At 70.4% G+C, this 21,851-nt stretch carries 23 protein-coding genes and 1 pseudogene; 11 read left to right on the plus strand and 13 right to left on the minus strand.

Annotated elements, in window-relative coordinates:
* Nucleotides 1–2 precede the first annotated feature (2 nt).
* Complete coding sequence (gene lhgO / locus EXE58_RS15390; RefSeq protein WP_135268690.1) at nucleotides 3–1,205, plus strand: L-2-hydroxyglutarate oxidase; 1,203 nt, start codon at nucleotides 3–5, stop codon at nucleotides 1,203–1,205.
* Between the two features lie 207 nt (nucleotides 1,206–1,412).
* Nucleotides 1,413–1,892: pseudogene (locus EXE58_RS20550) on the plus strand (DUF2238 domain-containing protein); the annotation flags it as partial.
* A 33-nt stretch (nucleotides 1,893–1,925) separates the two neighbouring features.
* Here EXE58_RS20550 and EXE58_RS15395 read toward each other — a convergent pair.
* The 4 genes from EXE58_RS15395 to EXE58_RS15410 are packed head-to-tail and all read right to left on the minus strand — an operon-like array spanning nucleotide 1,926 to nucleotide 6,519.
* Nucleotides 1,926–2,693 (minus strand): ceramidase domain-containing protein, encoded by a 768-nt coding sequence (locus EXE58_RS15395; RefSeq protein WP_135268691.1) that lies wholly within the window; start codon nucleotides 2,691–2,693, stop codon nucleotides 1,926–1,928.
* 33 nt (nucleotides 2,694–2,726) lie between these two features.
* A complete protein-coding gene (locus EXE58_RS15400) occupies nucleotides 2,727–3,161 on the minus strand; it encodes a VOC family protein (protein WP_135268692.1) in 435 nt (144 codons plus the stop codon).
* 38 nt (nucleotides 3,162–3,199) lie between these two features.
* Nucleotides 3,200–4,711, minus strand: coding sequence for an acyl-CoA carboxylase subunit beta (locus EXE58_RS15405; RefSeq protein WP_135268693.1), 1,512 nt, complete (start codon nucleotides 4,709–4,711; stop codon nucleotides 3,200–3,202).
* An 11-nt stretch (nucleotides 4,712–4,722) separates the two neighbouring features.
* Nucleotides 4,723–6,519: an acyl-CoA dehydrogenase gene (locus EXE58_RS15410; RefSeq protein WP_135268694.1), complete on the minus strand. Its 1,797-nt coding sequence runs from the start codon at nucleotides 6,517–6,519 to the stop codon at nucleotides 4,723–4,725.
* Between the two features lie 167 nt (nucleotides 6,520–6,686).
* Here EXE58_RS15410 and EXE58_RS15415 point away from each other — a divergent pair, with 167 nt between their 5' ends.
* Complete coding sequence (locus EXE58_RS15415) at nucleotides 6,687–8,204, plus strand: hypothetical protein (RefSeq protein ID WP_208544043.1); 1,518 nt, start codon at nucleotides 6,687–6,689, stop codon at nucleotides 8,202–8,204.
* Between the two features lie 46 nt (nucleotides 8,205–8,250).
* On the opposite strand, the gene EXE58_RS15420 is transcribed toward EXE58_RS15415, so the two are convergent.
* Nucleotides 8,251–8,673 carry a limonene-1,2-epoxide hydrolase family protein gene (locus EXE58_RS15420; RefSeq protein WP_208544044.1) on the minus strand — a complete coding sequence of 141 codons (423 nt, stop codon included), beginning with the start codon at nucleotides 8,671–8,673 and terminating at the stop codon, nucleotides 8,251–8,253.
* Nucleotides 8,674–8,796: 123 nt separating this feature from the next.
* Between EXE58_RS15420 and EXE58_RS15425 the strand changes: the two genes are divergently transcribed.
* The gene (locus EXE58_RS15425; protein ID WP_135268695.1) at nucleotides 8,797–9,018 is read left to right on the plus strand and encodes a hypothetical protein; all 222 of its coding nucleotides are present in this window, start codon (nucleotides 8,797–8,799) and stop codon (nucleotides 9,016–9,018) included.
* 7 nt (nucleotides 9,019–9,025) lie between these two features.
* Here EXE58_RS15425 and EXE58_RS15430 read toward each other — a convergent pair whose 3' ends face one another.
* Entirely contained in the window at nucleotides 9,026–10,360 is a 1,335-nt protein-coding gene (locus tag EXE58_RS15430; RefSeq protein WP_167288934.1) for an HNH endonuclease signature motif containing protein, read from the minus strand.
* A 113-nt stretch (nucleotides 10,361–10,473) separates the two neighbouring features.
* Between EXE58_RS15430 and EXE58_RS15435 the strand changes: the two genes are divergently transcribed.
* Nucleotides 10,474–10,830 (plus strand): hypothetical protein, encoded by a 357-nt coding sequence (locus tag EXE58_RS15435; RefSeq protein WP_135268697.1) that lies wholly within the window; start codon nucleotides 10,474–10,476, stop codon nucleotides 10,828–10,830.
* Between the two features lie 20 nt (nucleotides 10,831–10,850).
* Here the strand turns inward: EXE58_RS15435 and EXE58_RS15440 are convergent, their stop codons facing one another.
* Both EXE58_RS15440 and EXE58_RS15445 read right to left on the minus strand, forming a co-directional pair.
* Entirely contained in the window at nucleotides 10,851–11,441 is a 591-nt protein-coding gene (locus tag EXE58_RS15440) for a carboxymuconolactone decarboxylase family protein (protein WP_135268698.1), read from the minus strand.
* Between the two features lie 65 nt (nucleotides 11,442–11,506).
* Entirely contained in the window at nucleotides 11,507–12,142 is a 636-nt protein-coding gene (locus EXE58_RS15445; protein WP_135268699.1) for a MerR family transcriptional regulator, read from the minus strand.
* A 93-nt stretch (nucleotides 12,143–12,235) separates the two neighbouring features.
* Between EXE58_RS15445 and EXE58_RS15450 the strand changes: the two genes are divergently transcribed.
* Nucleotides 12,236–12,802 carry a DUF4188 domain-containing protein gene (locus EXE58_RS15450; protein WP_135268700.1) on the plus strand — a complete coding sequence of 189 codons (567 nt, stop codon included), beginning with the start codon at nucleotides 12,236–12,238 and terminating at the stop codon, nucleotides 12,800–12,802.
* A gap of 8 nt (nucleotides 12,803–12,810) precedes the next feature.
* On the opposite strand, the gene EXE58_RS15455 is transcribed toward EXE58_RS15450, so the two are convergent.
* Complete coding sequence (locus EXE58_RS15455; protein WP_135268701.1) at nucleotides 12,811–13,305, minus strand: FBP domain-containing protein; 495 nt, start codon at nucleotides 13,303–13,305, stop codon at nucleotides 12,811–12,813.
* Between the two features lie 27 nt (nucleotides 13,306–13,332).
* Nucleotides 13,333–13,917 carry a DUF2231 domain-containing protein gene (locus EXE58_RS15460; RefSeq protein ID WP_135268702.1) on the minus strand — a complete coding sequence of 195 codons (585 nt, stop codon included), beginning with the start codon at nucleotides 13,915–13,917 and terminating at the stop codon, nucleotides 13,333–13,335.
* Nucleotides 13,918–14,099: 182 nt separating this feature from the next.
* Here EXE58_RS15460 and EXE58_RS15465 point away from each other — a divergent pair, with 182 nt between their 5' ends.
* From EXE58_RS15465 to EXE58_RS15480, 4 genes are read left to right on the plus strand one after another with little or no spacing between them, the layout of a single operon-like run.
* Nucleotides 14,100–15,248, plus strand: coding sequence for a YibE/F family protein (locus EXE58_RS15465; RefSeq protein WP_135268703.1), 1,149 nt, complete (start codon nucleotides 14,100–14,102; stop codon nucleotides 15,246–15,248).
* Between the two features lie 43 nt (nucleotides 15,249–15,291).
* Nucleotides 15,292–15,633 (plus strand): TA system antitoxin ParD family protein, encoded by a 342-nt coding sequence (locus tag EXE58_RS15470; RefSeq protein ID WP_135269621.1) that lies wholly within the window; start codon nucleotides 15,292–15,294, stop codon nucleotides 15,631–15,633.
* Between the two features lie 9 nt (nucleotides 15,634–15,642).
* Complete coding sequence (locus EXE58_RS15475) at nucleotides 15,643–16,212, plus strand: ATPase (RefSeq protein WP_135268704.1); 570 nt, start codon at nucleotides 15,643–15,645, stop codon at nucleotides 16,210–16,212.
* On the plus strand, nucleotides 16,209–16,847 hold the full coding sequence (locus tag EXE58_RS15480; RefSeq protein ID WP_135268705.1) for a DUF6198 family protein: 639 nt from the start codon (nucleotides 16,209–16,211) through the stop codon (nucleotides 16,845–16,847). The genes EXE58_RS15475 and EXE58_RS15480 overlap by 4 nt, the downstream gene beginning before the upstream one ends.
* Here EXE58_RS15480 and EXE58_RS15485 read toward each other — a convergent pair.
* Nucleotides 16,821–18,839, minus strand: coding sequence for a PhoX family protein (locus EXE58_RS15485; protein ID WP_244242250.1), 2,019 nt, complete (start codon nucleotides 18,837–18,839; stop codon nucleotides 16,821–16,823). The two genes, EXE58_RS15480 and EXE58_RS15485, sit on opposite strands and share 27 nt — an antisense overlap.
* A 107-nt stretch (nucleotides 18,840–18,946) precedes the next feature.
* A complete protein-coding gene (locus EXE58_RS15490; protein ID WP_135268706.1) occupies nucleotides 18,947–20,323 on the minus strand; it encodes an FAD-dependent oxidoreductase in 1,377 nt (458 codons plus the stop codon).
* A 92-nt stretch (nucleotides 20,324–20,415) separates the two neighbouring features.
* Between EXE58_RS15490 and EXE58_RS15495 the strand changes: the two genes are divergently transcribed.
* Complete coding sequence (locus EXE58_RS15495; protein WP_208544046.1) at nucleotides 20,416–21,345, plus strand: LysR family transcriptional regulator; 930 nt, start codon at nucleotides 20,416–20,418, stop codon at nucleotides 21,343–21,345.
* Here EXE58_RS15495 and EXE58_RS15500 read toward each other — a convergent pair.
* On the minus strand, nucleotides 21,330–21,839 hold the full coding sequence (locus EXE58_RS15500; protein WP_135268707.1) for a DUF6328 family protein: 510 nt from the start codon (nucleotides 21,837–21,839) through the stop codon (nucleotides 21,330–21,332). The genes EXE58_RS15495 and EXE58_RS15500 overlap by 16 nt on opposite strands.
* Nucleotides 21,840–21,851: the final 12 nt, after the last annotated feature.

Here is a 21,851-nt window from a genome sequence, read left to right on the forward strand (position 1 = left end):
GCATGGGCGAGGAGACGGTGGGTGTCGTCGGCGGCGGCATCCTCGGGCTGGCGGTCGCCCGTGAGCTCACCCGTCGGCGCCCCGGGGCGCGCATCGTCGTGCTGGAGAAGGAGGACGCGCTCGCCCGCCACCAGACCGGACACAACTCCGGTGTCGTGCACGCGGGCATCTACTACAGGCCGGGGAGCCTGAAGGCGACACTGTGCGCCCGCGGCCGTCTCCTCCTCCGGGACTACTGCGCCGAGCAGGGAGTCGCCTACGAGGAGTGCGGCAAGCTCGTCGTCGCGGTGACCCACGACGAGATCGCCCGGCTCGACGCGCTGGAGCACACTGCCGTGCTGAACGGAGTCCCGGGGTTGCGGCGCCTCGACGCAGCCGGCATCCGTGAGGTCGAGCCGTACGCCGCCGGGCTCGCCGCCCTGCACTCGCCAGCGACCGCGATCACCGACTACGTCGCGATCGCCCAGGCGATGGCTCGCGAGGTCGAGGCCGCCGGGGGAGAGGTGCTCCTCGGATCGGAGGTCACCGCCCTGCGGCGAGAGGCGGGGCGCATCGTCCTCGGCTGCGGGCCGCGCCGCCACGTCGTCGACCGGGTCGTGCTCTGCGGCGGGCTCCAGGCCGACCGCCTCGCGCGGATGGCGGACGGCCAGGACGGGCCCCGGATCATCCCGTTCCGCGGGGAGTACATGCGGGTGCTGCCCCCCAAGCAGGAGCTGGTGCGCGGGATGGTCTACCCCGTCCCAGACCCGCGCTATCCCTTCCTGGGAGTGCACTTCACCCGCCGAGCCGGCGGCGGGCTCGAGGTCGGCCCGAACGCGGTGCTCGCACTGCAGCGCGAGGGCTACCAGCGCTCCGACCTGTCCTGGCGCGACGTGCGGGAGATCGCGACCTGGCCGGGCTCGCGAGCACTGGCGCGCCACCACTGGCGTACCGGGCTCAAGGAGGTCCGTGGCTCACTCTCGGTGAAGGCCTACATGCGTGCGGCACAGGCCTACGTCCCCGCCATCGGTGCCTCCGACGTCGTCCGCGGGGGAGCCGGGGTGCGGGCGCAGGCGGTCGAACGCGACGGCACCCTCGTCGACGACTTCCGCATCACGCATGCGAGCGGCGTCACCTCGGTCCGCAACGCGCCTTCGCCGGCAGCGACCTCGAGCCTGGCGATCGCCGAGCACGTGGTCGAGGAGATCGATCGACAGGGAAGCTGAGCCGGCTCGCACGCACCCGGGCTGCTGGGACGTTCGACCCTGTCGCGCCTGCGCAGCCCGCAGGAGGATGGAGCCACAGGAGCTGCTCGTCCGCTGATGCGGAGAGGGGTGACACACATGCGACCCGGTCACGCGGTCATACCGGCCACGCGAGGTGAGACTCCTGCCTGGGTGGTGGTCCTCGACGTCCTCGCGAAGGTCCTCCTCATGCTGCTGCTGGCCAGGGTCGTCGTGGACCCGGGTTGGGGCAACCTCGAGGGGAAGGCGCCGATGACCCGCGCCCTCACCTACCCGTTGCTCGCCTTCGTCATCCCAACTGCCCACCTGCTGGGTGCCCGGAGTCGCTACCCCTGGGCGGCCGACCTGCTGCTCACGGTCCCAGGCTTCTCCGACATCCTCGGCAACCGCCTCGACCTCTACGACCGGGTGGTGTGGTTCGACGACCTGATCCACCTGGTCAACACCGGCCTGGTCGCTGCCGCGGTGGTGCTGTTGTGCGGTCTCGAGGGGGCATCGCTACGCCGCCGGCTGGAGGTGGCCATCGCCTCCGGCCTGAGCCTGGCGCTGGTCTGGGAGCTGTGGGAGTACTTCGCGTTCGTCGCCAGGGGCAGCGATTCCACGACGGCGTACGCCGACACGATCGGCGACCTCTCCCTCGGCTGGCTCGGCGCTGCGCTGGCGGGTGTTCTCGTCAGTGCCCCCCATCGCGTCGAAGGCTGGTCACACCCGACGTTCGGAGGCATAGAGCCGAGCGAGGAAGTACGCCGCCACGGCGCACAGCAGGTGCCACGCGGCGTGCCCCTGCACCAGCGAGTGCGGGTCGCACCAGCCGTTCTGGCTGAGCACCCAGATCGTGAAAGCGACCAAGAGCGCACCGAGGGCAGCGAACCCGAAGCCGATGGATCGCTGGGTCTCAGCGCGGAGCCACAGGGCGGTCTCGAGCACCACAGCGGCGACCAGGAGACTCCCGAACGCCACGTTGCCCGCGTAGAGGAACACCGGGATCGGCTCGGACCACAGCCCGGCGAGCTCGCAGGCCAGTAGGCAGGCGAGGTAGGCGACCGCGAACGCGCGCGACCCGCGGCGTGCCCAGCGGACCCAGGCATAGGACGCAGCGAAGCCGGCGACGAGGTACATGCTGAGCATGTCGAGGTGGCCGCCCCACGCGCTCTGGGTGGCGTGCATCGCGGCGGACGCCGGACCGAGCAGCACGACGACGCAGGCGTACGACGTCGCCAGGGACGTGGACATCACCTGGCCAGGCGTTCGCGTTCTCGCGTGCCAGGCGACCAGCAGTCCGGCCACCACGAATCCCGCGTTGGAAAGGGTGTTGGCCGGTTGCTTCAGCAGCCCGTCGCGGGCGGCCTCGCAGAAGTTGGCACCGCGCCCGACGTCCGGGCCGAGCCAGCCGAGGGTGATCGCCGCCGCGAGGAGGGCGACGGACGTCAGTGCGACTGCCGCGGTGACGAGGAACGGGCGTGAGTGCATCCTCAGCGGTGGTCGCTCGAGCACGGACCCGGCTCAGTCAAGGCAGAACTCGTTGCCCTCGACGTCCTGCATCACGATGCAGGACTCCTCGAAACCCTCGGCCCGTAGGACACGGACACAGGTCGCGCCGAGCGCGACCAGTCGGTCGCGTTCGGCCTCGAGGGTGGCGAGCCGCTCGTCGCCCGTGAGGCCGGTGCCGACCCGCACGTCGAGGTGGACCCTGTTCTTGGCGGTCTTGCCCTCGGGAACGCGTTGGAAGAACAGTCGCGGGCCTGCCCCCGTCGGGTCGACGCACGCGAAGGCTGAGTCCTGCTTCTCGACCGGCAGGCTGCGGTTGAACTCGTCCCAGTCGGCGAACCCCGGCGGTGGCGGGGGCACGACGTAGCCGAGCACCTCGCACCAGAAGCGAGCGACGCGCTCGGGGACCTCGCAGTCGAAGGTGACCTGGACCTGTCGTACGGACGCCATCGCCTCACCCTAGCCACGTCGGGCCGCGCTCGCTGGGGTCAGTTCGTGGCTGCTCGCTGGAACGTCTGGGCCACCAGGGAGCGGGTCTCGGCAGGGTCGACCACGTCGTCGATCTCGAAGACCCGAGCCGCGTTGAGGGCACGGGCGTGCTGCTCGTAGGCGGCGGTGTGCTCGCGGACGGCCTGCTCCCGCTCGTCCTCCGGCATCGCTGCCAGCTCCTTGGCCAGGCCCAGCCGCACGGCGCCCTCGAGCCCCATCGGGCCCAGGTGCGCCTGCGGCCAGGCGACGGTGAGCAGCGGGCGGTGGGTGCTGCCGCCCAGCATGGCCTGGGCGCCGAGGCCGTAGCCGCGGCGCAGGATGACGCCGACCAGGGGCACGGTGAGCTTTGCGCCGGCCGTCACCATGCGGGAGGCATGCCTGACCAGGCCGCCCCGCTCGGCCTCGGGGCCCACCATGAAGCCGGGGGTGTCGACCAGGGAGAGGACGGGCAGCCGCCACCGCTGGCAGAGCTCGAGGAAGTCAGCCGCCTTGCTCGCGGCTTCACCGGTGATGGCACCGGCGACGTGGGTCGACTGGTTGGCGAGCACACCGACGGGCATGCCCTCCACGCGCGCCAGCGCGGTCACCAGCTCAGGTGCCCACGACTCGCGCAGCCACGTCACGCTGTCGAGGTCGGCCAGGCCCTCCACCACCGGGCGCACGTCGAAGGCTTCCCGGTCGTTGTCGGGGAGCAGCGTCCGCAGCTCCGCCTGGTCTCCCGAGACGCCCGCCGCGGTCGTGCCGCCGCCGAGCTGGCCGAGCAGCCGACGCGCGACCTCCACCGCCTCCGCCTCGTCCTGAACGACGATGTCGAGCACGCCGTTGGCGGACTGGTCGGCGACGGGGCCGATCTCCTCGGCGGAGACGTCACCGAGCCCGCCGCCGGCGATCATCGCGGGCCCTGCCATGCCGAGGTTCGCGTCGGGAGTGGCGATCCTGAGGTCGGCGCACCCGGCCAGGACGGCGTTCCCGGCGAAGCAGCGGCCCGAAACCACAGCGATCCGCGGCACGACTCCTTCGAGCGCGCCCCACAGGGCGAACGAGCCGACGTCCAGCGCGGAGACCAGCGGGATGTCGGTGTCGCCGGGCCGTCCGCCACCACCCTCGGTGAAGAAGACGACGGGCAGCCTCATCCGCTCGACCAGCTCGATGAGGCGGTCGGACTTGCGGTGGCCGCGCATGCCCTGGGTGCCGGCCATCACGAGGTAGTCGTAGGACAGCACGGCGCACGGGACACCCTGCACGGTCGCCGTACCGCCGATGATGCCGTCGGCTGGCGCGTCGACGACCAGGTCGGCGAGCTCCCTGCGCTGCTCCTGGGCCGCTGTCACGAACCGGCCGTACTCGACGAAGGAACCGGGATCGACGAGGTCGGCGATGTTCTCCCGGGCGGTACGACGCCCCCGGGCGTGCCACGTCGCGACCTTCTCGGGGCGCGCCGCGTCGGTGGTGAGGAAGCGTCGCGCCATGACCTCGTCGAGGCCGCGCGCGGGTGGATCCTGGTCGACCATCGCGTCCCCCTTCACAGGGCGGTCGGGTCGAGGTCGACGGTGGTGCGGTCGCCCGTCCGGAGGATGCCGAGCCACGATTCCACCAGGGGGAGCTCGTAGGTGAGGAAGTAGTGGGCCGCGCCGCGCTTGCCCTCGAAGAACGAGCCCTCGCGTCCGTGGGCGGCGATCTCCTGCTCGACCCACAGCCACGCCACCACGAGGTGCCCGAAGGCCTCCAGGTAGTAGGACGCGTTGGCCAGGGCGGCCTCGACGTCACCGCCGAGCAGCAGGCCCTGGGTCGTCTCCAGGAGCTGATCGAGCGTCGCCGCGAGCGCGGTCGAGTGCTCGGCCGTTGCCCCACCGAGGGCCTTGCCCCGCGCGACGGTGTCGCCGATGCGAGCGGCGAGCTCGCCGAGGTCGGCGCCCTCGCGCTGGGGGACCTTGCGACCGAGCAGGTCGAGCGCCTGGATGCCGTGGGTGCCCTCGTGGATCGGGTTGAGGCGGTTGTCGCGGTAGAGCTGCTCGACGGTGAAGTCGCGGGTGTAGCCGTAGCCGCCGTGCACCTGGATCGCCAGGTCGTTGGCCTTCAGGCACCACTGCGACGGCCACGACTTCGCCACCGGGGTGAGGAGGTCAAGGAGCCCGCTGGCCGTTCCGCGGGCCTCGGCGGTGTCGCCGGTGGCAGCCTCGTCGACGAGCCGGGCGCAGTAGAGGATGAGCGCCAGCCCGCCCTCGACGTACGCCTTCTGCGTCAGCAGCATTCGGCGCACGTCGGGGTGGTCGATGATCGGGACCGGCGCGGTCGCGGGGTCCCGCTGCGCCAGCGGGCGCCCCTGCGTGCGGGTGCGTGCGTAGTCGAGGGCGCGGAGGTAGCCGTTGTAGCCGAGGGCGACAGCGCCGGCCCCGACACCGATGCGAGCCTCGTTCATCATGTGGAACATCACCGTGAGGCCACGACCGAGCTCCCCGACGAGCTCGCCGACTGCCCCGGGCCGGCCACCGGGCTCGTGTGCGCCGCTGCCGAACGACAGCAGAGTGTTGGTGGTCCCGCGGTAGCCCATCTTGTGGTTGAGCCCCACCAGGGCCACGTCGTTGCGCTCGCCGAGGCTGCCGTCGTCGCCGACCAGGAACTTGGGGACGACGAACAGCGAGATGCCCTTGACCCCCGCCGGGGCTCCGGGTGTGCGGGCGAGCACCAGGTGCACGATGTTGTCGGTGAGCTCGTGGTCGCCACCGGAGATCCACATCTTGGAGCCGGTGAGCCGGTAGGTGCCGTCGTCCTGCGGGACGGCCGTGGTGGTGAGGTCGCCCAGTGACGAGCCGGCGTCGGGCTCGGAGAGGCACATCGTGCCGAACCAGCGGCTCTCGATCTGGGGTACGGCGTACTTCGCGACCTGCTCGGTCGTCCCGTGGGCGACGAGCAGGCTGGCGTTACCCAGTGACAGCGCCGGGTAGGCGTAGGCGCCCACCGAGCCCGCACCGAGGAACGTGGACGCGGCCGCCCTCACGACGTACGGCAGCTGGGCTCCGCCGTGGTCGTGGCTGAAGCTGCTGGCCGTCAGCCCCGAGTCGGCGTAGACGCGCAGCGCCTTCGCCAGCTCCTCGGGCTGCTCGACCTTGCCGTCCGAGCCCATCCTCGGCTCCTGGGCGTCGAGCACCTGGTTGATCGGCGCGAACACGTCCTCGGCGATCTTCTCGGCGAGGTCGAGGGTCGCGTCAAAGGTCTCCCGGTCGTGCTCGGCGTAGTGCTCGCGCTCAGCGAGCCGGTCGACCCCCAACCAGTCGTAGAGGAGGAAGTCGACGTCCTGGCGGGAGAGCACGCGGGTCATGGCCGGAGTCCAGCACGGCGTCGACTTCGGCGTCCATTCGCTCGTCCGGCTCCAGAGATGGTTGCGTCGTTCGATTCCGCCCACACGGAGAGCCTTCTTCGCTAACGTCACGGGACCTGCTGGACGTCGTGGCCGCTCGGGCCCGCCGGCAGGGAGGGGGAGGACCGATGGGCGAGGAGTCCTGGCACGAGGCGCGATTGATCCCGACATCGGGAATCAATGGAGCGGAGGAACAGGAGCGGCGTGCGACGTCAGCCCTGTTGGCTGTGCTCTCTGCGGTCAAGGAGTTCGGTCGCGGCTTCGTGAAACCTTTCGGTGCTCCTGCCGGGACGCTCGAGTGCTTCATCGAAGTGCCATTCATGCTGGGCGAGCAGCGTCTCTATCCCGACGGCCTCATCCGTGTCTCCCGCGGAACGACGACATGGACTGCGCTGGTTGAGGTCAAGACGGGTCCGAACAAGCTTGCCACCGAGCAACTGGAGAACTACCTCGACATCGCCCGCGAGAACGACTTCGACGCAGTCATCACCATCTCCAACGAGATCCCCGCCATCGCTGGGCAGCATCCGACCAAGGTGGACAAGCGGAAGCTTCGAAGGGTTGCGCTGCACCACGTGTCCTGGTCCAAGGTGCTCGCAGATGCAGTGCTGCAGAAGGAGTTCCGAGGTGTGGCGGACCCTGAGCAGGCTTGGATCCTGGGTGAGCTGATCCGATACCTGGAACACCGCAAGTCCGGTGCACTCGAGTTCGAAGACATGGGCGAAGCGTGGGTTGGAGTGCGTGATCAGGTCGCCGCAGGGACACTGCGCCCCTCGGACAAGGGGATTGCTGAGGTTGTGGCGCGCTTCGACGCGCTCCTGCGCTTCTCGAGTCTCCAGCTGGGCCGTCAGCTCGGCACCGAAGTGATCCCGGTTCTGTCACGCAAGGAGCTTGCCGATCCAACATTGCGTGCGCAGCTGCTTGCCGAGTCTCTCTGCGCAAGCGGCGTACTGTCTGGCGCCATTCGAATCCCGGATACCGTCGGGCACCTCGTAGTGACTGCGGACCTCCGTGCTGGCAGCGTGACCTGCCACGTGGATGTCGATGCCCCGCGTGAGGGTCGCGGCACGACGCGCGTCAACTGGCTCGTGCGACAGCTCAAGAACGCACCCGACAAGACACGCATCGAAGCATTCGTGGCCCATGCGCGAGGATCGCAGGCGGCTGAGCTCCTCTCGACCGTTCGCGAACAACCAGGAAGCCTCGTCATCGACCCGACGAAGGAGCTCAGGGCGTTCCGCCTGGCCATGAGCACGCCCCTCGGCACCAAGCGGGGACGCGGACGTGGCGCCTTCATTGACTCAGTCCTGTCGGCCGTGGACTCGTTCTATGGCGAGGTGCTCGGCGCGCTGAGGGCGTGGTCCGCGGCCCCGCCCAAGATGCGGCCGGTGCCCATCCAGCCAACCGAGGTCGACGAAGCTGTGTCCCCCGCCTTGGTGTCTACCGACTACTCATCGCAGGACGGTGCAGAGTCGGGGATTGCTGCATCGCCGTCTACACCCTCCGACGAGGTTCAGGACAGCGGTGTGGAACAGGAAGCGGAGATCGAAACGGTCCAGGGAATGCCCTCCACCCCTGAAGCCAGCGAACCACATGATGCTCAGGAGTCGACCGCACGGCTAGTGCCAACGGATCCGGTGCCTTGACGACTGAGGTCGTCGCGCGAAGCCGCGTGCGGTCTGGCGAGTTCGGTCAGGTGGCACCGCTGGGCAGGCGGCGGAAGAAGCCGACCAGGAACTGCCGCATGCTGAACTGGTCGTCCCAGACGGCGATCCGCCCGTCGCGTACGACGAAGGTGCCGCGCACCGGGAAGACGGACCGTAGTGGTCCGATCCCCAGCACGTCGGTGCGATCGGTGAGCACCACGCCGTCGTCCGCCGCGCGGTGGTGGGTCACCACGGAGAAGGACATGCCGGACCTGACCATCGCGTTGAACGCCCGGCGCACGTGGTGGCCGCGCACGGTCGGCAGGCCGGTGTTGCGCCACTCGACGTCGGGTGTCAGGAGGGCCCCGGCGGCCCGGACATCGCTGCGGGCCAGTGCGTCGAGCATGGCATCCACGGTTGCGATGTCCGAGTCGTCGTCGCGGGAGCCGAGGTCTTCTGGTGTGGGCACGTCCGACAGACTCGCATCCCGGCACCGCGCAGGCGAGTGGCGAGAAGCTGGGTCCCGCCAAAATTGAGCACTTTTTCACGCTCTTGACCGACCTGGCTGCTTCTCGAGGGCACCCTGTGTTTCATGACGGGCGTGACGTTCGAGCGGGTCTCGCTGATCGGCGAGCTCACGGGGGCTGCTGATGACTTCGCTGCGCGCGCGGTGATGCAGGAGGCCCGTCGCGACAGTGCGCGGCCCGGCACCGGCGCCCATCACCTGCATGCCCACTCGGCCACCCTGTGGCGCCTCGCTGAGCGCAGCCTGCGGGCTCGCATCCAAGAGCTGGAGTCGGACTCGGTCATGTGAGCCTGGTCTAGGTCCGTCTGTGGAAGCTGACCTTGTTGTCGGGGCCGGTGCGTGTCTCGTAGCGCTTGTCGTGGGCTCGTCGGTGGTGGTGGGGGCACAGCAGGCGCCCGGTGTCGACGTTGGTGGGTCCGTGGTCGGCGGTCCATTCGAGGTCGTGGTGGGCGTGGCAGGCGTCCGGTGGCATGTCGCAGCCTTCGGCGGTGCAGCCCTTGTCGCGTACGGTGAGCGCGATGCGCTGGTACTTGGTGTGGAACCTCTTGGACCGGCCGACATCGAGCGGCATGGACTTCCCACCGAGCACGAGCGGGATGATCCCTGCTTCGCAGGCGAGACGTCGGGCGGTTGAGGCGCTGATCCGGTCGCCGTTGCCCAACGTCGCAACGCCGAGGCCGGTGTGGAGGGCCTTGAGGTCGAGGGTGACCACGACGGTGGCGTTCACGCCCGCGGATTGGGGGAGCTGGTCGGCGGGGTAGCGCTCGATGAACTCGCCGAACGCCTGCCCGAGCCGTTGCGGGGTGGGTCGCCACTCCTCGGTCTTGGCGTCCTTCAGCTCGTCGTGGTCGTGGCGGGCGGGGTTGGCGATCGCGTGCAACGCCAGGCGCAGTGCGGCGCCTTGATGGGTGGGGAGGGCGAAGCGGCCCCAGGTCTTGCCGTGGCCGTCGTCGTGGAGCTTGAGGAAGGCGGTCGCGGCGGCGTTCTGTGTCTCCTTCTCGAGGAGCTGCTGCTCCAACGCTTCACCCACCTCGGGGGCGACGACGTCGAGGATGCGCTTGCCGACCCGGCGCAGCACCTTGGCATCGTGCTCGGCGGCGATCTTCAAGAGGTGGTCACGCGCCTGCGCACGGATGTCGGCGTCGATGTGGCGGACCTGGCCGTCGGGGGTCTCGACCTCGTCGGGGATCGCGTCGACCGCAGCCACGATGACCTGCGCCTGGTCCACCCGCAACGAGCCAGCAGCCAAGGCCTCACCGACCGGCAGATGCAGGTCCTCCTCGAGCCTCTTGCCCAGACGGACCAGCCGTGCGGCCTCGCCGCGGGTCAGCCGCGTCCGTCGCGCCCACCACTGATGGGTGTGCCGTGCCCCGATCTCATCACCCAACCGGCGCCGATCCGCCTCAGCGCTGACCCGGCACGCCTGCGCGGTCACCCGACCAACCGCGGACGTCGCCGCCTCCAGCACCCGCGTCACGTCCGGGTCAGACAGCGCGCCCAGCGGCAGCGAGCCGAGCTCGTCCAGCGCCTCGCCAACCCGCGCCAGCACCCTTGCCACGTGCGGCGAGGCGACCAGCTCGGTGCCCGGCGCACGCCACCCGTGCTGCGGGTCGCTGGCGGAGATGCTCAAGCGGAGGGTCCCTTCAGGATGAATTCACTGTTCGAATGCGTGTTCGATTCTAGTGCGGACTACTGACACCGACAGCGCCGCTGACAGTGCCGCCGCGTTCCTAGACTGAGCCGATGGCTGATCTGGAGAGTGTCGAAGCTCGGATCTGGGAGCTCCTCGAGCCCTACAGGGAAGAGCTCGAGGAAGCGACCATCTACGGCATGCCCTCGCTGCGCTGGCCCGGATCCGGCAGCCACGACTACTTCGCGGCAGTGCAGCGGAGCGCACGCAAGGTGAGCCTCTACGCGATCGCCGTTGACACGTGGCCGGAGACGCTCCAGCCCTCGTCCGCGAGGTTCCAGTCCACACGCACGGGCAAGGCGACCTTCTCCTTCCCGTCCCTGGACGACGAGCTCGCTTCCGAGCTCGAGGAGTTCCTGCGGCGGTTGTACGTGCTCTACCGCGAGCACCACTCGAGCGCGACGACCTAGGTCGCCGGTGCTGCACGCAGTCAGCCGTCTGCGACGGGTCGTCCCACCACCAGGGACTCGAGGACCTCCGGGGCGAACGCCTCCGCGGTCTGCACGTCCAGCTGGGCTCCCAGACCATCCAGGACACGGGTGAAGAAGGACCGTGCGGCGGCGGCGAAGACGATGTCCGCGATGTCGCCGTCGTCCAGTCCGACGGCTCGGAGCGCGTCGACGTCCTCCTGCCGGACGGACGAGGCGTCTCGAGCGACCTGGCCGGCGAACCAGTAGACGGCGCGGTCCTGCTCATCGAGCCCCTGGCCACTGGGGTCCTCCGCGAGCGCGGCCAGTGTCGCCTCGTCGTCACAGACGTCCCGCAGGAACTTCGAGTGGGCGGCGGTGCAGTAGGTCGAGCGGAGCGCCCTGGCTGCGGCGATGGTGGCGATCTCGAAACGACGCCGGTCCACGCCCTCGCGCACGCTGGAGCTGAGCTGGGTCCAGGCCTCCGCCACCTCCGGACGCGTGGAGAAGGCCCCTGCGTAGTTCGGGAGGAACCCCCAGGCCTGCTTCTGCTGTCGGTAGAAGTGCGCGAGTGCTCCGGTGGCGGAGTCCTCGGGGATGGTGGCGATGAACACGCCTCATCCTGTTCCCTCGGACCACCACCTGACCAGTGTCGCGCCCTGCGAGTACCCAGATCGGGTCAGCCGCGGTGATCCTCGCCGAAGCGCTCGTAGCTGTAGTGCTCCTGCGCCAACCGCCGCAGGGAAGCCAGGACCTCGCCGAACGTGACGCGTCCGACCACCATCTCCTCGAGGAGTCCCTGCCGGTCCTTGGCGTCGTCGAGCCGGCCGAGCTCGTAGCGCGCGATCCGGTCGGCCGCCTCCACGTAGGGCACCAGGTCCTCAGGTCCGCCGGGGTGCGTGTCGTGACGGATGACGGTGGCAAGGGTCGCTGCGAGCAGGTCGCGATCAGGGCTGTTGGCGCGGGTGTGGGTCCAGCCCGCCTGGGCGACGATGTCGTCGACGACCAGGCGCGCCATCTCGTGGGCTTCGTCCGGCTCCGGAGGCGTGGGGGAGAGGGCGTCGGAGGCTTCGGCGAAGAGCTCGTGGATCGTCTCCTCGCCGGAGCCTGCCGCGGCGATGAGGCCACGTAGCCGCTCGACAGGCACGTGACCCACCTCGCGGAGGATGCGCAGCAGGCGGAGCTGCCGCACATGCCGGTCGTCGTACTCAGTGAGGCGGGGAGTGATCCGCTCGCCATCGGGGAGCAGGCCTTCACGCAAGTAGTACTTGATCGTCGCCACGGGGACCTCTGTCCGCTTCGAGAGCTCTGACATCCGCACGGTGAGAACCTCCTGCACTGCTCTTGACGGCCGCTGTTGATAGTGTCACTGTCTTGCTAGAAAGTATCGCTATCTAGGAGGCGTGTCATGAGCGGAACGAGACGAGTCCCGAGGGGGTATGCCACGGCGGCGGCTCGCGCGCCGCACGGTGTCCGCGGCGGCCAATACGTCGCCGTACCCCAGGACGAGGACGTGGTGGTGTTCGTCATCGGCATGCGCATCAACCGGCTGCGCCGGGTGCGGTCATGGTGGCCTTCGTTCGTCGGGATGCCCCGGATGCTCAAGGAGCTCGAGGCGCAGCCCGACTCGGGACTGCTGGGGGCCACGCTGCTCTTCGGTGGGCGCACGCTGATGGTGGTCCAGTACTGGCGCAGCGCCGAGCAGCTCGGCGCCTATGCGCGCGACACGGCCAAGAGCCATGCGCCCGCCTGGGCCGCCTTCAACAGGGCCGCCGCTCCCACGGGCGACGTCGGCATCTTCCACGAGACCTACGTCGTGCCGGCCGATCGCATCGAGTCGCTCTACGGCAACATGCCCGCCTTCGGACTCGGGGCCGCGGTCGGGTCGGTGGCTCGGGGCCAGCAGGCGCCGGCGCGCAACACGGCCCACGAGCGCATGGTGTCGACCGAGCCGGACTACGAAGAGGTGTCCTGACCAGCTGGTCAGGCGACGGCGACCACCCGCCGCACGAACGCCTCGAGGTTGAGCTGCAACCTCGCGACCTTGACCTCCGCAGTGACGGTCTCGTGCGGCTGGACCCGGTCGGGCTTCTTGAGTCCGCGCGCGTAGGCCGAGCAGGCGAGGTCGGTGCACAGGTAGGTCCCGACGGTGTTGCCCTCCCGGCCGGCCCTGCCGGCGCGCGCGGCCACCATCAGCGCCACGCCGCTGCTCGAGTGCACCGTGTGGCACAGCGAGCACATGGACTGCCGTTTGGACGGGCCCTTGCTGCTGGGCAGCCTCAGGGCGACGCCGCGCGGGACGCCGTCGTACGACGTCACCAGGAACGCCGCGCCCGGGTTGCCGGGATCACGCCAGCCGAGGAAGTCGAGGTGTTCCCACCGCACGCCAGTGAGGTCGGGCACCGGGATCCGGGAGGCCGCACCCTTGGTGGTGTTGACGAAGACGCCGCGCAGGTCAGCGGCGTCGAGGGGATCCATGGGCGCCACGGTAGGCGAGGGCCGGGCTCAGAGCGACATGGATTCCTCGGCGGCCCGGTCGGAGAAGGCCGGGTGTCGACTGCCCACCTTGCGGGCCACTGCCAGGTGGCCGCCGAGGTAGGCGCCGGCGCCGGAGATCCCGGCGCCCACGAACGCGAGACCAGCGCCGGTGCCGTGCCGCCCCTGTCGCCGCGCTGTCCACGAGGCGAGGTAGGCGACGGCGGAGGCGGCGTTGAGGCCGACGTGGACGACTCCCACCCGCTTCTCGCGCTGCTCCGCCTCTGACCACTCCGCCCAGCCTGTCCAGGCGGTGGGACCGAACGCCAGGAGCCCGGTGCCCACCAGGCTCTGCGCCGGCGCCGACCAACGGCCCCGGCCGAGGACGTCCAGCAGGGAGGCGGAGATCCAGCTGCCCACGGTCAGGTCGGTGAGGACCGGGTGGAGGGCGTGCCCCAGCCAGTCGCCGCGGAGCATCGAGCCACGGGCCCCGCTGCCGAAGATCGCACGGACGTGCGGCTCGAGCGACTTCACCGGCCCGTCGAGGGCGGAGGCCTCCTCGAGTCGGCGCGTGCAGCGCACGAGCGGGGGGATCGGTCGGTCAGCGGCGTTCATCTGCTCCTCCTCACCGGGACGCGAGCGGCCGGGTCACGCTCGTCACGACGACCTTGCTCCCGAGCGCGGTCGGAGGTCAACAGGTTGCAGGTGCGACGACGTGGCTCGGTTAGCATCGGCGGGCAGTTGCCAGGCGGCCGGCCTGCGCCGTCGGTCCAGGTCAGGTGAGGAGACTCTGACTCTTGGGTGCCCACCACCCGCGTCACGCCGCTCCTGAGTCCGCCGGAGTACGACGCCTCGCCCTGGCCGTGATCGCGCCCATCGCCCTCGCGACCGTGGTCGCACTCGTCGTGCTGTGGCCGCCGGGACTCGAGGTCCCGGAGGACGAGGGCTCCGCGCCCGAGTTCGCGGGGGAGATCGTCCAGATCGAGCGGCTGGCGTGCCCGGAGACCCTCGACGACGACGTCAACGGGTGTGGGGCCGCGCGCGTGCTGCTGACCGAGGAGGACGAGCCGCGCACCATCGACGTGACCCTGCCGAACGGTCCGGGTGCCCCGGAGGTGGAGGAGGGCGACCACGTCGTCCTGATCCGTACCGAGACGCCCGAGGGGGCGAACTTCTCGATCGTCGACCACCAGCGCGCCAACCAGCTGTGGATGCTGGCGGCCGCCTTCGTGCTGGCGGTGGTGGCCTTCGGCCGCTGGCGGGGGATCACCGCGCTGGCCGGACTCACTGTGACGTTCGCGCTGCTCCTGTTCTTCGTCGTGCCCGCGATCCTGGCGGGGGAGCCGCCGCTCCTGGTGGCGATCGTGGGGTCCTCGGCCATCATGCTCACAGTCCTCTACCTCACCCACGGGTTCACACTGTCCACGACCGTGGCGGTGCTCGGGACGCTGGCCAGCCTCACCATCACCGGCGCCCTGTCGGCGTTCTCCGTCGCCGCCCTGCACCTCACCGGGATCACCGACGACATCTCCACCGCCGTCGGCACCTCCTACAGCGTCAACATGGAGGGCCTGCTGCTGGCCGGCATCGTCATCGGCTCCCTCGGAGTGCTCGACGACGTGACCGTCACCCAGGCCGCCACGGTCGGCGAGGTGGCCCGGGCCAACCCGGCCTACGGCTTCCTGCAGCTCTACCGCGCGGGGACCCGCGTCGGACGCTCGCACATCGCATCGGTGATCAACACCATCATCCTCGCCTACGCAGGGTCCTCGCTGCCGCTGCTGATCCTGATCATGGCCAACAACGGTTCCCTCGGCGGCGTCGTGACCGACCAGGTCATCGCCCAGGAGATCGTGCGCAGCGCCGTCGCGACCCTGGGGCTCGTCGCGGCCGTCCCGGTGACGACCGCGCTCGCGGCGGCTGTCTCCAGCAGGGTGGAGGCGTAGCAACTTGCTACAGTAGGACGCGGAGGTGGTGCTGGTGTCGACGATGCCGACCCGGATCGACGGAGACCTTTTCGAGGCTGCCAAGGCGAGTGGAGCCCTGATGAGTCGCAGCGCCGCCCAGCAGCTGAGCCACTGGGCGCGGCTGGGGCGCGAGCTCGAGGCCTCCCGCACGATCAACCACAAGGACATCGAGCGGGTGCTCGCCGGCAAGGCGCCCTACGACTCCCTGGCCGACCCCGAGCAGGCCGTGGTGCGCAGCGAGTGGGACGAGCGCGTCGAGTCGGCGCTGGCCGGCCTCGACCTCCAGGCCGAGCTCACGAAGTCCGGACAGTCCTGGTCCGAGGTGGATGCCGAGGGCAACCTCGTCCGACGCACCGCGGACTGAGAAGAGGACGTGAGCACCCCGGTCCTCCACCTGCTCGCCGGGCCGAACGGGGCGGGCAAGACCACTTTCGTCGAGCGGATCCTGGCTCCGGTCACGGGGCTGCCTTTCATCAACGCCGACGTGATCGCGGCACAGACCTGGCCGGGAGCCGAGGCCGAGCATGCCTACGAGGCGTCCAGGGCAGCGGCCCAACGGCGCCAAGAGCTGTTGCACGAGCGGGTCTCGTTCATCTCCGAGACCGTCTTCAGCCATCCGAGCAAGGTCGAGCTGGTGCGGCAGGCCACCGCGTGCGGCTACCTCGTGCGCCTGCACGTCGTCCTCGTCCCTGTCGAGCTCAGTGTCGCCCGAGTCGCAGAGCGTGTCGTCAGGGGAGGCCACGACGTCCCGGAGACGAAGATCCGGGAGCGCCACGCACGCCTGTGGACCTGCGTGGTGCAGGCCAGGGAGGACGCCGACCGCACTGTCTTCTACGACAACTCGGTCGCCGCGCAGCCGTTCAGGGAGGTCGCCCGCTACGTCGAGGGCCGGCCGATGGGAACGCCCGGGTGGCCACGCTGGGCGCCGGACGAGCTGCGATGAGCACTTCGACCACCGCTCCTCAGCGCGCCCTCATGCTCGTCGGCGGCTGCGTGGTGCTGGGTGTCGGGGTGGGCATGCTCCTCACCGCCGACCTGGGGTCCGACGGCTACTCCACCTTCGTCAACGGCCTCTCGATCGCCACCGGCATGGAGTTCTGGATCGTCAACCTTCTCGTCGGAGTGGTCTTCGTGGCGATGGCGGCACTGAGAGGGGTCCGTCCTGGCGTCGGCACGGTCGTGCAGGTGCTCCTGGTCGGGTTCACCGTCTCGTGGACCCTGGACCTGCTCACCACGCCGGCCGAGCTGGTGGGTCGTGGGCTCCTGCTCGGCGGGGCGTTCCCGGTGCTGGCCATCGGGATCGCGGTCTACCTGGGCAGCCACACCGGCGCGGGACCCGCCGAGGGCGCGGCGCTGGCCTGGGACCCGCCGATCCACTTCCGGTGGAGCTACAGCCTCGTGCAGGGCGGCGGAGCCCTGGTCGGCTGGCTCCTGGGTGCCACCGTCGGCGTCGGCACGCTGGCGGTGATCGTGCTGCTCGGCCCCGGTGTCGACCTGGTGAGTCGAGGACTGCGCCTCGACGTCCACCAGGCCGACTGGGACAGATCGGTGTCAGCGACGGGTGACCTGGACCACTGACGGTCGGGGGCCGGCGAACTGGCCCCGGCGGGGCGTCGTACCTGCGGGGACGAAGTCAGGGAAGTGGGACGTGTGCGCGCCCCAGGTGCCGTCCTCGCCCGGGTGCTGCACGGCCACGAACACCGAGCCGTCGCGGTCGTGGATGACCGGTCCGCACGTCTCCGCATCGCGCGGCACGCCGAGGAACTGCTGCACGCGGCCGCGCTCAGGACCGGCGACGGGCACCTTGAACAGGCCGTCGGAGAGCTTGAGCGTTCCGGGCTGGCCGTCGGTCGAGACCCACAGGTTGCCCTCGGAGTCGAAGGTGACGTTGTCCGGACAGGAGATCGGTGAGACCGGCCCGGTCCATCCGCCGAAGTAGGTGCCTGCCGTCTCGGGCCCGCCGCAGATCAGGATCAGGTTCCACGCGAACGTGTCGGCGGTGTGGTCCCCCCGGGTCGGCATCATCTCGACGACGTGGCCGTCCTTGTTGAGGTTGCGAGGGTTGGGCTCGGTCGCACCCTCCTTGCCGACCTTGCCGCGGTCGGAGTTGTTGGTGCACGCGACGTAGACGAAGCCGTTGACGAAGTTGGGCTCGACGTCCTCGGGCCGGTCCATCTTGGTGGGCTGTACGACGTCGGCCGCCAGGCGGGTGAAGACCAGGACCTCCTCGGTGGTGAAGCCGGGGACCACTGACTCGCCGTCGACGGTCAGCGGGATCCACTCACCGGCGCCGTCGCTGACGCCGTCCTCGAGACCGTCCCCGGTGAAGCGGGCGACGGAGAGGTCGCCGGCGGAGAGCAGGGTCTTGTTGTGGGCGAGGTCCTTCTTGGAGCTGCCCGCGCGGTAGGTGTCGCGCGAGACGAAGCGGTAGACGTAGTCGAAGCGCTCGTCGTCGCCCATGTAGGCGACCACGCGGCCGTCACCGTTGACGATGACGTGGGCCCCCTCGTGCTTGAAGCGGCCCATCGCGGTGTGCTTGACCGGTGTCGAGCGCGGGTCGGAGGGGTCGACCTCGACGATCCAGCCGAAGCGGTTGGGCTCGTTGGGGTTGGAGACCGCGTCCCATCGGGAGTCCACCGAGCGCCAGTTGCGGCTGTCGCCGTTGGCGCTGAGGCCGTAGCGCTTCTCGCGGGGGTCGGTGCCGCCGGCCTTGAAGTACTGGTTGAAGTTCTCCTCGCCGGAGAGGACCGTGCCCCAGGGCGTCGTACCTCCTGCGCAGTTGTTCATCGTTCCGCGCACGCGCATGCCGCGTGGGTCCTCCGCCGTCTGCAGCAGCGTCGAACCGGCCGCCGGGCCGTCGAAGGTCATCGGGGTCTCGAGGGTGATGCGGCGGTTGGTGCGGCCGGTCCGGTCGTACTTCCACACGTCGCCGGCGTGCCGCCGACGCAGCTCGACGACGGACATGCCGTGTGCGGCCCAGGCGATCCGGACGACCTCGGCGGGGTCCGTGCCCGGGGGGAACATGATGTTCTCGTTGGTGTACTCGTGGTTGGTGACCAGCTGGGCGCGGGTGCCCTTGCGGTCGGTCACGATGATGTCGAGGTAGTCGCAGTTGTAGCCGAACTGCTGTGCCTGGGCGGCCGCGCTCTGGTTGTCCTGGTCGAACTCCGGGGCCTTGGCGAAGATCGGGTCGCCCCAGCGCAGGATCGCGTCCCAGCGGTAGCCCGCGGGCACGCTCACGTCGTCGACGCTGGCCGGGACCGGTGGAATCGGGGAGAAGGCCAGTGCGCTGGTCCTGGCGGCGGCCCGCGCTCCGGCCCCCCGGCCCGGCGATGCGGCTGCCGGCGTGGTCGCCACGAGGGCGGTCGTCGCCGCTGCGGCAGAGGCGCCGAGCAGGGTGCGTCGGCTGAGGGCGCTGGCCGCGACGTCGCGGAAGTACGACGTCTCGGTGGTGTTGGGCACCTCCTGGAAGCACGCGTCGCCGCAGCGCAGGTGGCAGGTGACGGCGCTGCGGTTTCCGTGGGTGTTGCCGGCCATGGGCAGCAGGCGGCGTTGCGGGGTGAGAGTCACAGGAGGTCCTCCGGGTCGGGCGGTGCTGGCTGATGGCTCCAGCCAACCGACCCGGGCGGACCTCCCGGCGACCTCGAGGTGAACAGTCGCGGTCGCCTGCGCGACGGTCAGTCGCGACCTGCGGTCAACATCTCCTCGCGCCCGGGGACCTTGACCCGCAGTCGGCCCTGGGCCTCTCCCAGGGCGATCTCGTGCTGGTCCAGTCGCAGCCAGTGGTCGAGGTCGGCCACGTCGACGCCGCGCTCGACCAGGAACGCGTCCACCTCGCCGGTGGTCCGCGCGGTCGCGGTGGGAGTCGTCTCGGCGAGGAGGTGTGCCACCGTCTCGGCCGCGTCGCTCTTGGTGTGTCCGATGAGTCCGACGGGCCCGCGCTTGATCCAGCCGGTGACGTAGGTGCCGGGCAGCGGTCGACCGTCGAGGTCCAGCACCCGTCCGCCGTCGTTGGGGACCACCGCGGCGCGGTCGTCGAAGGGCAGGTCCGCGATCGCGGTGCTGCGGTAGCCCACGGCACGGTAGACCGCCTGGACGTCCCAGTCGGTCGTCTGGCCCGTGCCCTCGACGGATCCGTCGCCGACGAGGCGGGTGCGCTCGGTGCGCAGGCCCGTCACCCTGCGCCCACTGGGTGCGTCGTCGCCGAGGATCTCCACGGGCTGCTCGAGGAAGTGCAGGTGGATGCGGTGCGCCTTGCCCTCCGGCTCGCGACCGACCCAGTTGGCCAAGGTGTCGAGGACCATCTTGGCCTGCTTGTTCTTCGCGATGTGCGCCATGCTCGCCTCGTCGACCTCGAAGCCCTCGGGGTGGACGATGACGTCGACGTGGGGGGAGTGGGTGAGCTCGCGCAGCTCCAGGGGCGAGAACTTCGCGTAGGCCGGGCCGCGCCGCGCGAACACGTGGACGTCGGTCGCGCGCTTGGCCACCAGCGCCTCGTGGACGTGGGGCGGGATGTCGGTGGAGAGCATCTCCTCGCCTGTCTTGGCCAGCACGCGTGCGACGTCGAGCGCGACGTTGCCGACCCCGAGCACGGCGACGTGCTCTGCCTCGAGCGGCCACGTGCGCGGGACGTCGGGGTGGGCGTCGTACCACGACACGAAGTCGGCCGCGCCGAACGAGCCGGGGAGGTCCTCGCCGGGGATGCCGAGCGAGCGGTCGGACATGGCTCCCGTCGCGACGACGACGGCGTCGTAGAACTCGCGCAGCTCCTCGAGCTTGAGATCGGTCCCGAGGTCGACGTTGCCGAGCAGACGGACCTCGTCGTGGGAGAGGACGCGCTGCAGCGCCTTGACGATCTCCTTGATGCGGGGGTGGTCGGGAGCGACGCCGTAGCGGACCAGCCCGAAGGGAGCCGGGAGTCGCTCGAGGATGTCGACGGACACGGGGCGTCCGCCCTCGACCCGGGCAGCCTTGACGAGCTGGTCGGCGGCGTAGATCCCGGCGGGACCGGCGCCGACGATCGCCACGCGCAGGACGGTGTCAGGAGAGGTCATGTCACGAGTCTGGCGACGGAGCCGCGCCCACAGAACGAGGTTGTGGTTGGGTGGTCACAATCCTGGCTTGTGGCAAAGGTAGGGTCGGGGATGTGTTGGGACCCCATGTGCCGGAGCTCCGTGCGCTCGAGCTGTTCGTCGAGGTCGCGAGGTGCGGCAGCCTGAGCGCCGCGGCCGAGGCGCTGGGCATCACCCAGCAGGCGGCGTCCTCGCGGATCCGCACCATGGAGTCCGTGATCGGGATGCCGCTGCTCGTCCGCACGCGACGGGGCTCCTCGCTCACGCCGACGGGCGACCTCGTCGTCCAGTGGGCGGCGCGGGTGCTCGACGAGGCCGCGCAGCTCGACGCCGGCATCGCGGCGCTGCGGTCGGACCGGCGCGCCCACCTGCGCATCGCCTCGAGCCTGACGATCGCCGAGCACCTGCTGCCGGGGTGGCTGGTCAGCGTCCGCGCCGACCAGTCGCGGGCCGGGCTGACGCCCACCGAGTTCACGATGACGGCGACCAACAGCGCTCGAGTGGCCGCCATGGTGACCGTCGGTGAGGTGGAGCTCGGCTTCGTCGAGGGACCCGACGCGCCCACCGGGCTCCGCCACCGGCTCGTCGGGCGCGATGAGCTCGTGGTGGTGGTCGCACGCGACCACGAGTGGGCGCAGCGATCCCGCCGCCGCGTCTCCGCGGGCACGCTCGCGGCAACCCCGCTCGTCGTGCGCGAGCAGGGGTCGGGCACCCGGACCGTGCTCGAGCGCGCCCTGGAAGGGCTGCTGGTCGCGACCCCTGCCCTCGAGCTGTCCAGCACCGCAGCCGTCCGCTCCGCCGTCGCGGCGGGAGCCGGCCCGGCCGTGCTCGGCGCCCACGCCGTCCGCGACGACCTCGCCACGGGCCGGCTGATCGCCGTCACCGTGACCAGCCTCGACCTCACCCGTCGGCTCAACGCCGTCTGGAGGGACGGGTCACAGCCTCCGGCCGGGCCGGCGCGCGAGCTGGTGGCGACGGCGGTCCGCAGTCATCGGGAGCGCTGAAACCGCTGGTTGACCACCCGGGGGACGACGACCAGCAGGAGGAGCAGGACCGCCAGCGAGCCGCCACCGGCGAACGCCGCCTCGGTGCGCGAGAGCACGACGTCGACGACGAGGAACGCGATGCCGCCGAGGAGCATCGAGATCAGTGCGAGCACGAGCCCGGTCATGACGTGCGCTGCGCTGACGATCTCCCGCTTGGCTCCGCCGCCGAAGAGCCGTCGGTGGATGGCGACGGGGGTGAGGGTGACCCCGACCGTGAGGAAGGCCAGACCGAGCAGCCCGAGGTACCAGTCCTTCTGGAAGTCGGTGAGGGACTCGAACCGCGACTGGAACGGCAGCGTGACCAGGAAGCCGGCGAGCAGCTGCACACCGGTCTGGCTGACCCGCAGCTCCTGGAGCAGCTCGTTCCAGTTGCGGTCGGCGCGCTCGGCCGGCGTCTCGTTGCGCTCGCGCCGCGAGTCGTCGCTCTCGTGGTCCGTCACCTTGCTCGTCATCGCAGGGCAGGT

Origin of the sequence: Nocardioides seonyuensis, from assembly GCF_004683965.1 — a bacterium.
In the GTDB taxonomy this organism is placed as follows: domain Bacteria; phylum Actinomycetota; class Actinomycetes; order Propionibacteriales; family Nocardioidaceae; genus Nocardioides; species Nocardioides seonyuensis.

Excerpts from the sequence above, each read along its gene's own strand:
- lhgO (WP_135268690.1), top strand. The coding sequence starts at position 3 with ATGGGCGAGGAGACGGTGGGTGTCGTCGGCGGCGGCATCCTCGGGCTG.
- EXE58_RS15395 (WP_135268691.1), bottom strand. The coding sequence starts at position 2,693 with ATGCACTCACGCCCGTTCCTCGTCACCGCGGCAGTCGCACTGACGTCC.
- EXE58_RS15400 (WP_135268692.1), bottom strand. The coding sequence starts at position 3,161 with ATGGCGTCCGTACGACAGGTCCAGGTCACCTTCGACTGCGAGGTCCCC.
- EXE58_RS15405 (WP_135268693.1), bottom strand. The coding sequence starts at position 4,711 with ATGGTCGACCAGGATCCACCCGCGCGCGGCCTCGACGAGGTCATGGCG.
- EXE58_RS15410 (WP_135268694.1), bottom strand. The coding sequence starts at position 6,519 with ATGACCCGCGTGCTCTCCCGCCAGGACGTCGACTTCCTCCTCTACGAC.
- EXE58_RS15415 (WP_208544043.1), top strand. The coding sequence starts at position 6,687 with ATGGGCGAGGAGTCCTGGCACGAGGCGCGATTGATCCCGACATCGGGA.
- EXE58_RS15425 (WP_135268695.1), top strand. The coding sequence starts at position 8,797 with ATGACGGGCGTGACGTTCGAGCGGGTCTCGCTGATCGGCGAGCTCACG.
- EXE58_RS15435 (WP_135268697.1), top strand. The coding sequence starts at position 10,474 with ATGGCTGATCTGGAGAGTGTCGAAGCTCGGATCTGGGAGCTCCTCGAG.
- EXE58_RS15445 (WP_135268699.1), bottom strand. The coding sequence starts at position 12,142 with ATGTCAGAGCTCTCGAAGCGGACAGAGGTCCCCGTGGCGACGATCAAG.
- EXE58_RS15450 (WP_135268700.1), top strand. The coding sequence starts at position 12,236 with ATGAGCGGAACGAGACGAGTCCCGAGGGGGTATGCCACGGCGGCGGCT.
- EXE58_RS15455 (WP_135268701.1), bottom strand. The coding sequence starts at position 13,305 with ATGGATCCCCTCGACGCCGCTGACCTGCGCGGCGTCTTCGTCAACACC.
- EXE58_RS15460 (WP_135268702.1), bottom strand. The coding sequence starts at position 13,917 with ATGAACGCCGCTGACCGACCGATCCCCCCGCTCGTGCGCTGCACGCGC.
- EXE58_RS15470 (WP_135269621.1), top strand. The coding sequence starts at position 15,292 with ATGCCGACCCGGATCGACGGAGACCTTTTCGAGGCTGCCAAGGCGAGT.
- EXE58_RS15480 (WP_135268705.1), top strand. The coding sequence starts at position 16,209 with ATGAGCACTTCGACCACCGCTCCTCAGCGCGCCCTCATGCTCGTCGGC.
- EXE58_RS15490 (WP_135268706.1), bottom strand. The coding sequence starts at position 20,323 with ATGACCTCTCCTGACACCGTCCTGCGCGTGGCGATCGTCGGCGCCGGT.
- EXE58_RS15500 (WP_135268707.1), bottom strand. The coding sequence starts at position 21,839 with ATGACGAGCAAGGTGACGGACCACGAGAGCGACGACTCGCGGCGCGAG.